Genomic DNA, 11,240 nt, shown 5'->3' with positions numbered 1-11,240 from the left:
CTCACTCCACGGGGTTCGCTGTCGTGGAGCTAAGGTAGGCGTGTGGGGTGGGGGCATCAATCAAGCGCAGAGGTGAATCATTACGCTGAGCGTAACGATCAAGAGCACCCTCACCCTAGCCCTCTCCCGGAGGGAGAGGGGACCGATTGGGGGATATTCGGGAATTGCGCCGACCTGGGAATGTTGTACTGAATCCAGAATTTACCAGGTTCACCAGATCCATAATCGACTCGGTTTTTCAGGTCGATGTATGACGCCAGACACCTCGGTCGGCCCCCTCTCCCTACGGGAGAGGGCTGGGGTGAGGGTCAGCTTTTAAGTCACTCCGTCGGCACCAACCTATCCAACAAACGGTTAACAGCCATCTCCGCCACCATCACTACCTGCGCAATACCTTGCACAGTCTTGCGATGCGTACCTTCGACCATTGCCGCATGGTTGTTGAGCATCACCGTGGCCGAGCCAAGGGTTTCACTGGCGTCGGCCAGCAGGGATTCGGTGTCGGCATTGGGGTTGGCCATGTACAGCGTGTTCGGTGTGTAGGGCGTGGCCATCAGGTCGGCGTTGGTCGGGCTGAGGTAATGGTCGAGGGCGCGCTCGGCGGCTTCGTGGAATTTCTTCGAGTCGGGTGATTCGTAGGGGGATGCCGGGTCTGCGAGCGGGGGGTTAGGCGTTGGTTTAATCATCTTCAGGTTCCGAAATAAAGCTGGAACCACTTCTCTGCTAAAAGAAGGGGTGGCAGCTGAACGCAGGTTAGCAGACCGGGGAACCTAAGGAAGCCGGCGCGCCGAAGCGCCCTGCGCACAGCCGCCATCGAATGCAGGACTGAGCCTGACGATGATGCATGTGCACCCTTAGATTAACCACGGGCTGCTAAACCCGATCACTGGAAATCAGTGACGGAATCAAGTTACGCAGCATGCCCAAGGCGCACAAGCCGGCGGATTCTGGTGCATGCGTAGGCAGCGGCGCAAGGATTTGTAGGCCAGGGAGCCGTAACACAGAGTGTCTTTAAACAACGGGGTTAAAGGGTGTTTATTGCACTGCAGAAATTGAGGATTTGCCTGTAAGAATTTGCTGGTGCTACTGGCCCCATCGCTGGCAAGCCAGCTCCCACAGTGTCCGAGTTGTATTCGAATTCTGTGAACCACACAAAACCCTGTGGGAGCTGGCTTGCCAGCGATGAGGCCAGTCAGAGCAACACAAATTCTGGATCAATGGACCAGCCCCGCCTCCACCAACAACTTCTCCAGCCCCAACAAATCCGGCACCTTAGCCACCTGTTCCCCGACCTGCACCGCCGCCTGCTCCAGCGCACACAACGGCACGTCGACATAACTCAACTGACTATCAAGCTTGTACGACCGTGGAATCCCCTGCACCAGCAGTGCAATGAACTTCAACTCCGGCAACCCGCCCAGCGCATTCAAAATCACGATCCGCGCGCGCTCGCCAATGACGATTTTCTGCCCGCAGGCCGATTCAAAACTCAGCAACGGAATCTGCCGCTCACGCCACGTAACTTTGCCCAGATACCACGGCGGCGTGTCCAGATCGAAGGCACTGGCCTGGTAATCGATCAACTCAGCGACAGCGACGTTAGGCAGGATCAGATTGCGATCCGCCAGCGGCAGCAGCAACCCGGTCAGTTGGCTGCTGCGCTGATTATGCCGGCGCTCATGCATGTTTCTTGCTCCACTGGGCAATGCTTTCAAGCAGCACCGACTCTTGATACGGCTTGCCGAGGTAGTCGTTGACGCCGATGGCCATGGCGCGGTCGCGGTGTTTCTGCCCGGTGCGTGAGGTGATCATGATGATCGGCAGGTGTTGCAGGCGTTCGTCGTTGCGCACCTGAGTGGCGACTTCGAAGCCGTCCATGCGCGGCATTTCGATGTCGAGCAGCATCAGGTCGGGCATGTGTTCTTCGAGCAACAACATGGCGTCGACACCGTCCTTGGCGGTCAGCACGTTCATGCCGTGACGTTCGAGCAAACGGCTGGTGACCTTGCGCACAGTGACCGAGTCGTCGACCACCATCACCAGCAGTGGTTTGTGCGGTTCGTTGTCGATCTCCGGCAGCGTTGATGTCGGCGCAATGCGTGCCTGCATGGCGCGGATTGGTGCGAGCAAATCGAGAATCAGCACCACCCGGCCATCGCCGAGAATCGTCGCGCCGGACACGCCCTGCACCGCCGCGAATTGCGCGCCAAGGCTTTTGACCACGATCTCGCGCGTGCCTGCCATGGTATCTACTAGCACGGCGATACGCCGGTCGTTGTAGTGCACCAGCAGCACCGGCAACGGCAGGTTCTGGCCGAGCAGTTTCGGCCGTGGCGCGGTTTTCAGCAGTTCGCCGAGGTAGCACAGTTCATAGGTCTGTCCGCCGTACTGGTAACGCGGCGGATCAGCACGAAAGTGAGCTTCCAGATCATTCGGCAACACGCGGACGATGCCTTCGATGGTGTTCAGCGGAATCGCATATTGATCCTCGCCACACTGCACCATCAACGCGCGGTTGACCGACACGGTGAACGGCAAGCGAATACGGAAATGCACGCCCTGCCCCGGCACGGAATCGATGCTCATGCTGCCGCCGAGCTGCCGCACCTCTTCGTGCACTACGTCCATACCAACGCCACGCCCGGAAATCTGCGTGATTTTTTCGGCGGTCGAGAATCCCGGCTGGAGGATGAACTGCAACACGTCGCGGTCGCTGATCTCGGCTTCCGGCGCGAGCATGCCGCGTTTGATCGCCTTGCGCCGCACCGCCTCCAGCGGCACCCCGGCGCCGTCGTCGCGAATGTCGAAAACGATGTCGCCACCCTCGCGGGACAGGTCGAGGCTGATCTGCCCTTGCGCCGGTTTACCCGCCGCCTGCCGTACTTCGGCAGACTCCAGACCATGATCGACGGCGTTGCGCAGCATATGTTCCAGCGGCGCGGCCATGCGTTCGAGGACGTTGCGATCCATCTCGCCTTCAGCGTTGCCGACGACGAAGGCGACGTCTTTGTTCAGCTCTTCAGCGACCTGACGGACGATGCGTTTGAGGCGCGGCAACATGCGCTCGAACGGCACCATGCGCGTGCGCATCAGGCCTTCCTGCAATTCGGTGTTGATGCGGCCCTGTTGCTGCAACAGGTTCTCGGCGTCGTGATTGCGCCGATCGAGGGTTTCCTTGAGGTCGAGCAAGTCGGAGGCGGATTCGAACAGCGCCCGCGACAGTTGCTGCAACTGCGAATGGCGGTCCATTTCCAGCGGATCGAATTCTTCGTAGCCGAGGCGTTCGGCATCGACCTGCTGACGGCTGAGAATCCGCCCTTGGGTTTCGGTGTCGAGGCGGCGCAACTGATCACGCATCCGTTCGATGGTGGTTTCCATCTCGTTCAGGGCGATCTGCGCGTCGTTGACTTGCTGTTCGATACGACCACGGAAGATCGAGGTTTCGCCGGCCAGATTGACCAGTTCATCAAGCAGTTCGGCGGAGACCTTGACCATGTCCGCGCCAGCCTCGGCAGCCGGCGGCGCCGCGTCAGTCTTAACCGGAACAGACAGCACTGGCGGTGTTTCTACTGCAACCGGGTGACTGAAATTCTGGATCGCATTGATCAACCGATCCGCCGGCGGACACGGTTGCCCGGCGCGCACGCCATCGAGCATTTGTGCCAAGCGATCATGACCGCGCTGCACCAGTGCAAACAGCTCTGCAGACGGCTGCAACGCGCCGCTGGAAAGACTTTCGTAAAGGTATTCCAGCTCATGGGCGAGGTCGCCGATCGGGCCGATCTCGACCATCCGCGCGCCGCCCTTGAGGGTGTGCAGATCGCGCAGCAGGGTTTCCACTTCCTGGCGATTGCCCGGCTCGGCCTGCCAGCGCAGCAGTGCGGCGCCGGAGTTTTCGATGATGTCGAAACCTTCTTCGAGGAAGATTTCCAGCAACTCCGGGTCGTGACCGGCACTGTCGTGATCGGCCGCTGGCTGGGGCGTTTCGCTGATAGTCTGGCCTTGACGCACCTGACGCAGGGTTTCGATCAAATCCTGCGCCGGGGTCAGTGGCTGATGTTGTTGCAGTTGTTCAAGCAGCAGCGCCAAACGCTCATGACTCTTGAGCAGCAGACGCCTCAAGGTTTCGCTGTAGTTGAAGCGACGATCGACCAGACCTTCGTAAAGGCTTTCCAGCTCTTGGGCCAGATCGCCGATGGCCTCGACTTCGGCCATCCGCGCGCCGCCCTTGAGCGTATGCAAATCGCGCTGCAACGAGGACAGCGGCGCGGCATTGTCCGGATCGCTCAACCAGCGCTGCAAGGCCTGGCCTGAGCTGTCGAGAATGTCCACCGCCTCTTCGAGGAAGATCTCGACAATCTCGTCATCGGGCTCAAGCGCCGTTGCCTTTTGCTGCAACTCAGCGGTGGCGCTGCCCAGTTCACGGATGCTCAGGGTGCGGCTGCCATCGCTGCGAATCAGGCCCATGGAAGAAGGATCGAGGCTCTGATCGAGCAGATCATGCAACGCCCGAATCCGCTCTGGCTGCGCCGTGACTTCCTGACCGGCAGCCAGTTCATCGAGCATGTTGATCAGCGCTTCATGGGCGTTCTGCGCTTCCTGGAAAAACTGCTCGCTGACCGCCAGGCTGCTTTCTTCAACGGCGCCGTAGAGATCGAGCAAGGCTTCGCACAACACATCCACCGGCAGCAAATCCGCCAAATGCGCGCCTTCGCCAAGGGTGGTCAGTTCATCCAGCAAGGCGCTGAGTTCCTGACGCTCGCCGGGGTGTTGCTGCCAGCGCTGTAGCAGGCTCTCAGCATCCAGCAGGATGTCCATGCCTTGAGCGAGGAAGTTATTGATCAGTTGCGGATCGCGCTTGACCCGCAGGCCGGTATTGGGCGCATCGAGGATCGACGCCAGACGCTCGGCAAGCAGGGTTTCCGAGCGTTTGATCAGCGACTGCGCACCGACAATCGGCGCCAGCGGATCATGCTTGAGCTGACGCAGACCGACGCGGAACAGGCCCTCGGCTTCGAGGAGCAATTCCACTTCGTCGAGGTCCAGCGGCAACTGGTGCGCCTTGAACTCGCGGGCCAGTTGATCGAGCGGCGCCGCCAGTTCGGCAATCGGCAATACGCCGGCCATCGAGGCGCTGCCCTTTAACGTATGCAAGGCGCGCTGCAACTCGTCACTGGCCTGCAACGGCACATGCTCGGCGGCCTGATCGAGAAAACGATTGAGGCTGGCGAGGTGGGTTTCGGCTTCGTTGCGGAAGATCTCCAGCAACAACGGATCGAGTGCCGCCACATCGTCGACGTCTTCGGCCGCCAGTGGTTCGTCACCCTTGGCCAAGGCATGTGCGCGTGCGGCGAGTTGATCGACATCGCTGCGCTGACGCTGACTGTTGGTGGCGAATTCGTTGATCAACTCGGGCAGCAACAACACCGTGTCGGTGAGCAGTTGCTGCACCACCGAACCGGGCTCGACGCTCTGTTCGAGCACGCGGTTGAGCAGGTTTTCCACCGCCCAGGCCAGTTCACCGAGGATCAGCGCGCGGACCATGCGCCCGCTGCCCTTCAAGGTGTGGAAAGCGCGGCGCAGTTCAGTCAGCGCGTCGCGATCCTGCGGATTGGCCGACCAGCGCGGCAGGTATTCGTGGAGAACTTCGAGGACCTCATCGGTCTCTTCGAGGAAAACTTCGCGCAGTTCATCGTCGACCGGCTCTTCATCGGCCGGTGGCGGCATCAGGCTGCCGGGGGTGATCAACGCCGGCGGGTTGAGCGCCGAAACCGGGCTGGCCAGAACGTCGGCCAGCGACTGTACGGTTTCCGGATCGTCGAGCGCCTGCATGTCCTGCATCACCAGCGCTTCGCTGGGGCTGAGCACGTCGTCGAGCACGGGCACATGCGGTTCATTTGGAAAGAACCCGAGGCTGGCGAGGGACTTCTGCGCGACATCGAGCAATTGCTCGCCCGGTGCCTGCGGGTCGTCACTCAAGCGTTCGAGGTAGTACTCAAGGCTGCTGATGACATCGGCCAGATGATCGAGTTGTTCCCAACCCGGCTCGTGCGGATCAAGCAGCAGATGTTCGCGGATAAAACCGTTGCAGGCTTCGACCAGACTCGCCGCGCGGCTGAGTGGAATCATCGCCAGCGCACCGCGCACCTGCGTCAGCAACGCCGGCAACGGTTGCAGTTGCTGGCGATCCCAGTCGGCGTCGATGTAGTCGACGATCATGTCCTTGGCCTGTTGCAGGCAGATGCGTGCTTCCTTGATGACGATCTGGTGAATCTGCGTCAGGTCGGTGGTCGGCAGGCGCGAATCTTCCGGGCTTTCCGGCTCGACGGTGCCGACCATTCCGGCCAACGTCGCTTCGACGTAAAGCAGCGCACCGGCAACGTCCATCAGGATCGCGTCATTCGGTTCGCGCTGGCCTTGGGCGAGGCTGAGCACCACCGCCAGTTGATCGATGATCACTTTGCGCGGTTGGCCAAAACCGAGCACGGCGAGCGTGTCGGCGATCTGCCGCAGCGGTGCCAGCAGGCTTTCCAGATCGGAAGTGTGCTGGCGGTCGCTGCGCACGAACAGGTCGAGGCGTTCCTTGACCCGCACCAGTTCCTCACACAGCGCTGCCAGCACCGAGCGCATCGCATCGCGGTCGGGGCCGGCCAGGCGCGCACGTTCTTCGTCGACCATCGCGCTGTCGGGCAACGCGTCGTCCAGGGAGTAGCGATCTTTCATGGTCAGCATCTGCCCGGTGGGATGTTCGGCTTTGGCAATATAGAACAACAGGCTTTTCAGCAGCTCGGCAGCCGCCGGCTGATTGAGGCCAGCCATGCCCTGATCGAGCAAGCGTTTGAGTTCTTTGTCGGCATCCTTGAACAGGCTGCGCAGCGCCGGGCTGTTGGCGATCACGCCCTCGCGCATGCCTTCGACCAGCGCCGAGGCGACTTGCCACAGGGGGCTCAGCGGCGAATCACCGCTCAGCGCTTCGAGGCGAGTAAAGACTTTGGCCAGATAACCGAGGTGGGTCTGGTCATCCTGCTCGCGCAGCAAACCGACCAAAGCCATTTGCAGCATCTGGCGTAATTTGCGCAGCACGTTCGGCAACTCTGCCGGCTCAAGCCGCGCCAGTGCTTCGGCGCTCAGGGGCGGGAAGTCAGGCAACTGCGGGCTGAACAGGCTGGTTTCAGACAACAGGCTTTCGCCACGAGCACTACGCAGATCGTTGATCAGCGGCAACACCACCAGCGGCAAATCGCGGCGGGCGCTCTGCACGCGGTCGAGGTAGATCGGCAATTGCCCAAGGGCTTGCAGCAACAGGTGCAGCGCTTCGTCGCGGTGGCTGACGCGCTCATGCTGCAAGGCTTCGACCAGATGTTCCATTTCTTCGGCGAGCAAGGCTGCGCCGTAGAACTCGACCATCTGCAAACTGCCGTGGACCTGATGGATGTAATCCAGGCACTCGTCCAGCCCGGGAAAGGCTTGCGGATCATCGAGCACGGCTTCAATCGCCTGATGCGCCAGCCTCAGCGTTTCGGCAATTTCGCCTTTGACCCATTCGAGGGCCACATAGTCGTGCCGATCACCCATAACAACTCCACTCACGCTTTATCTGTCGCCGCCGGCAAGGTGAATCCGGACACCGAACGCCGTAGCTGACTGGCCATTTTCGTCAGGTTGCCGATGCTCTCGGCGGTGGCCGTGGAGCCGGACGAAGTCTGCGAGGTGATCTGCTGGATCACGTTCATCGTCAGCGAGATCTGCCCGGCGGAAGTCGTCTGCTGCTGCGCTGCATTGGAGATGCTTTGAATCAGCGCCGCGAGGGTCTTCGATACACCTTCGATTTCTTCCAGGGCCACACCGGCATCCTGCGCCAGTCGCGCGCCGCGCACCACTTCGGTGGTGGTTTGCTCCATGGAAATCACGGCTTCGTTGGTGTCGGTCTGAATCGCCCGCACCAGGGTTTCGATCTGCCGGGTGGCGGCGGACGAGCGTTCGGCCAAGCGCTGCACTTCGTCGGCGACCACGGCAAAACCGCGTCCGGCATCACCGGCCATCGACGCCTGAATCGCCGCGTTGAGGGCGAGTATGTTGGTCTGGTCAGCAATGTCGTCGATCAGGCTGACGATGTCGCCGATTTCCTGCGACGACTCGCCCAGACGCTTGATGCGTTTGGCGGTGTCCTGAATCTGTTCGCGAATGTTGTCCATGCCGTGGATGGTGTTGTGCACCACCTCGTTGCCCTTGTTGGCGATTTCCACGGAGCGCTCGGCGACTGCCGAAGACTCGGCGGCGTTGGCCGAGACCTGATCGATGGACTCGGCCATGTCGCTGATCGCCGTCGAAGCTTCGGAAATCTGCTGCGCCTGATGTTCCGAGGCCTGTGCCAGGTGCATCGCGGTGGCCTGGGTTTCCTGCACCGCTGCGGCGACCTGGCCGGCAGTGAGGTTGATCGTCGCGACGAGATCGCGCAATTGGTCGACGGAATAGTTGATCGAGTCGGCGATGGTGCCGGTGAAGTCTTCGGTCACCGAGGCGGTCACGGTGAGGTCGCCGTCGGCGAGGTCTTCGATTTCATCGAGCAGGCGCATGATCGCGTTCTGGTTGCGCTCGTTCTTCTCGGCGGTTTCGCGCAACTGGCGATTGGTTTCCCGGACCATCACCAGACCGATAAGGATGATTGAGGCCAGCGCCAGCAAACCGAGGACGTAACCGCCGATGGTGTCGGTGTTGCGCCCGCCGGCAAGGTTTTCGAAGCGAGTGGCCAGGTGCGAGGCTTCGTCGAGCAGGGTCTGCGACAGGCTGAAAATGTTGCTCGCCGATTCACGAACCTTGAACAGCTCGGGCGAGGTTTCGAGGATTTCATCCACCGAACCGGAGACAAACTGGAACAGTTCGGAAATCTCACTCAGACGCGCGCGGGCATCACGGTCTTCGACCTGGCTGATTTTCAGCGCCGGGTTACCTTGCAGCATGCCGTTGAGCACTTGGCCGAAACGCGTGGCGTCGCGGCCGAAGGCATCGGCGGCTTGCTGGGAGTTTTCGTCGCCGGCGAGCACGGTGTTGACCGCGCCAAGAATACGTTCGGCCAGCAGCGACTGACGCTGAGCCATCGCCACCTGCGCCGCCGGGGCGCCGCGCTGGAGGAGGATTTCGACGACTTTTTCGTATTCGATCTGCAACTGCGGCACGGTTTCGGCCAGGGTCGCGGCGACCTGATGCAGCGACAGCACGGTCTGCTCGCTGGAAAGAATCGCGTCGGTGTTTTTCAGCAGGCGCTCCCAATCCAACTGCACAGCGCGCATTTCCGGGCGCACGGTGGCGGGTGCCGGCGGCAGGCCGGTGGCCGGGTCGCCCTTTTTCAGATAACCCCAGCGCTGGGCGAAATCGTTGCGCGCATCGCTGAGCAACTTGAACGCAGCCGCCTTGCCGGCGGCGGCTTCGGTGGCGTTCTTGGCGATGCGTTGCGAGAGCACGCGCAGCTCACCGGCGTGGCCGATGTACTGTTTGTCGTAGTTCGCCTGGGTGTTGAGATAAGCGAAGTTGGCGAACAGCAGCATGATGAACACGATCAGTGCGATGAACAGCACGATGATCTGCGAGCGACTGCGCGATCCTTCCGCCGGCTTGCCTGTTTTTGCTTTTGTCATCGGTCCTCGCCTGTTTGAAGCTCACCGGTAGAACCTGTAGGAGTGAGCCTGCTCGCGATTGAACGATAACGCGGTGTACTTGATACACCGCGGTGCCTGAATCGCGAGCAGGCTCACTCCTACAAGGGATCTTTGTTGTAACAGCTATATCGCGACGCTCATGAACACCGGGGATTTCGCCAATGCAAACAAACTGAACACCCGCCAGTTCTGCTCGCGGCGGAAATAGCCTTTGACGAACTCGGCCTTGGATCCCTGGCGCTTGCTGATCGAGATCGGTTCGAAGCTGTCCTGCTCGAAATGCTGCAGACCAATCACCTCATCGACCATCAACCCGGCAAACACGTCCCCATGCTCGACCACCAAGACCCGCCGCTGTTTACGCAACGGCGACAGTTCGTGGCCGAAAAATCCGCACAAATCCATGATCGGCAACAGCCGCCCGCGCAGGTTAGCCACGCCTTTGACCCACGGCTTGACCCCGGGCAACTGTGTGAAGCGCGGTTCGTGCAGCACTTCGCTGACTTCGCCCATCGGCGCCACATACCAATGCTCGCCGAGGCGAAAGCCGATGCCGCTCCAGCGATCCTGACGCGCCGGTTGCGACGGCAGGTCCGCCGCCAGCAAGCGGCAGCGCTGGTCGATTTGCCAGAGCAGTTCGAACGCGGTCAGCGATTCGCTCATGGTTGCGCGATCAGCCTTTGAGCACGTTGTTCAGGGTCTTGATCAGGGTGTCTTCGTCGACCGGTTTGGTCAGGTAGTCCTTGGCGCCCTGACGGGTGCCCCAGACCTTGTCGGTTTCCTGATCCTTGGTGGTGATGATGATCACCGGGATGTGGCTGGTGTCGGCATCCTTGGTCAACTGGCGGGTGGCCTGAAAACCATTGAGGCCTGGCATGACGATGTCCATCAGCACCGCGTCGGGTTTTTCCTGACGGGCCAGGGCCACGCCGTCGGCGCCGTTTTCGGCTTTGAGCACTTCATGGCCGTGCTTTTCGAGCATGCCGGTCAGTTTGTACATTTCAGTCGGCGAATCATCGACGATCAGGATACGTGCCATGGTTTTCCCCATTTTTCTTGTCGACGCCCGGCCCGCTGGCCGAGCGTCACTGTACGTGTCTTACTGCGGCAAAACGGCGGCGAAGCCCGGAACATGGGCCTGGATCGCGTTGAGCAGTTCTTCCTTGCTGAAAGGCTTGGTCAAAAATTGATCAGATCCGACAATCCGCCCCTTGGCCTTGTCGAACAGCCCGTCACGCGATGACAGCATGATCACCGGCGTGGCCTTGAACGCACTGTTGTTCTTGATTAAAGCGCAGGTCTGATAACCATCCAGACGCGGCATCATGATGTCGACAAAAATGATCCCGGGGTGGTTATCGGTGATCTTGGCCAAGGCGTCGAAACCGTCGATCGCCGTGATCACTTCGCAACCGACATTCTTCAACAATGTTTCGGCGGTGCGACGAATCGTTTTCGAGTCGTCGATGACCATGACCTTCAAGGCGCTGGACTGCTGTTCCATAAGGGGGCTCTACCGTCGCCTTTGCGAATCAAATTGTCCGTTTTGCGATGACTGATGGCTGGAAACCCTTGATGCTCAAG

At 60.5% G+C, this 11,240-nt stretch carries 7 protein-coding genes; all 7 read right to left on the bottom strand.

Annotation, left to right across the window (positions count from 1 at the left end; all coding sequences use genetic code 11):
* Window positions 1–320: 320 nt before the first annotated feature.
* Entirely contained in the window at window positions 321–686 is a 366-nt protein-coding gene (locus ACM6IN_RS18160; RefSeq protein ID WP_414916467.1) for a DUF6124 family protein, read from the bottom strand.
* A gap of 528 nt (window positions 687–1,214) precedes the next feature.
* Window positions 1,215–1,685 (bottom strand): chemotaxis protein CheW, encoded by a 471-nt coding sequence (locus tag ACM6IN_RS18155; RefSeq protein ID WP_007913679.1) that lies wholly within the window; start codon window positions 1,683–1,685, stop codon window positions 1,215–1,217.
* Window positions 1,678–7,575: an Hpt domain-containing protein gene (locus tag ACM6IN_RS18150; RefSeq protein WP_414916466.1), complete on the bottom strand. Its 5,898-nt coding sequence runs from the start codon at window positions 7,573–7,575 to the stop codon at window positions 1,678–1,680. Before ACM6IN_RS18150 ends, ACM6IN_RS18155 begins: the two co-directional genes overlap by 8 nt.
* An 11-nt stretch (window positions 7,576–7,586) precedes the next feature.
* Window positions 7,587–9,635 (bottom strand): methyl-accepting chemotaxis protein, encoded by a 2,049-nt coding sequence (locus ACM6IN_RS18145; protein ID WP_007913676.1) that lies wholly within the window; start codon window positions 9,633–9,635, stop codon window positions 7,587–7,589.
* Between the two features lie 144 nt (window positions 9,636–9,779).
* Window positions 9,780–10,319: a chemotaxis protein CheW gene (locus ACM6IN_RS18140; RefSeq protein ID WP_007913675.1), complete on the bottom strand. Its 540-nt coding sequence runs from the start codon at window positions 10,317–10,319 to the stop codon at window positions 9,780–9,782.
* A gap of 10 nt (window positions 10,320–10,329) precedes the next feature.
* Complete coding sequence (pilH, locus tag ACM6IN_RS18135) at window positions 10,330–10,695, bottom strand: twitching motility response regulator PilH (protein WP_007913674.1); 366 nt, start codon at window positions 10,693–10,695, stop codon at window positions 10,330–10,332.
* Between the two features lie 60 nt (window positions 10,696–10,755).
* Window positions 10,756–11,160 (bottom strand): twitching motility response regulator PilG, encoded by a 405-nt coding sequence (pilG, locus tag ACM6IN_RS18130; RefSeq protein ID WP_414916465.1) that lies wholly within the window; start codon window positions 11,158–11,160, stop codon window positions 10,756–10,758.
* Between the last annotated feature and the right edge of the window lie 80 nt (window positions 11,161–11,240).

Origin of the sequence: Pseudomonas sp. IT-P395, from assembly GCF_949767675.1 — a bacterium.
In the GTDB taxonomy this organism is placed as follows: Bacteria; Pseudomonadota; Gammaproteobacteria; order Pseudomonadales; family Pseudomonadaceae; genus Aquipseudomonas.
The sequence above is the reverse complement of the archived record's forward strand: the minus strand, read 5'-3'. Positions and strand labels throughout refer to the sequence as shown.

Excerpts from the sequence above, each read along its gene's own strand:
- ACM6IN_RS18160 (WP_414916467.1), bottom strand. The coding sequence starts at position 686 with ATGATTAAACCAACGCCTAACCCCCCGCTCGCAGACCCGGCATCCCCC.
- ACM6IN_RS18155 (WP_007913679.1), bottom strand. The coding sequence starts at position 1,685 with ATGCATGAGCGCCGGCATAATCAGCGCAGCAGCCAACTGACCGGGTTG.
- ACM6IN_RS18150 (WP_414916466.1), bottom strand. The coding sequence starts at position 7,575 with ATGGGTGATCGGCACGACTATGTGGCCCTCGAATGGGTCAAAGGCGAA.
- ACM6IN_RS18145 (WP_007913676.1), bottom strand. The coding sequence starts at position 9,635 with ATGACAAAAGCAAAAACAGGCAAGCCGGCGGAAGGATCGCGCAGTCGC.
- ACM6IN_RS18140 (WP_007913675.1), bottom strand. The coding sequence starts at position 10,319 with ATGAGCGAATCGCTGACCGCGTTCGAACTGCTCTGGCAAATCGACCAG.
- pilH (WP_007913674.1), bottom strand. The coding sequence starts at position 10,695 with ATGGCACGTATCCTGATCGTCGATGATTCGCCGACTGAAATGTACAAA.
- pilG (WP_414916465.1), bottom strand. The coding sequence starts at position 11,160 with ATGGAACAGCAGTCCAGCGCCTTGAAGGTCATGGTCATCGACGACTCG.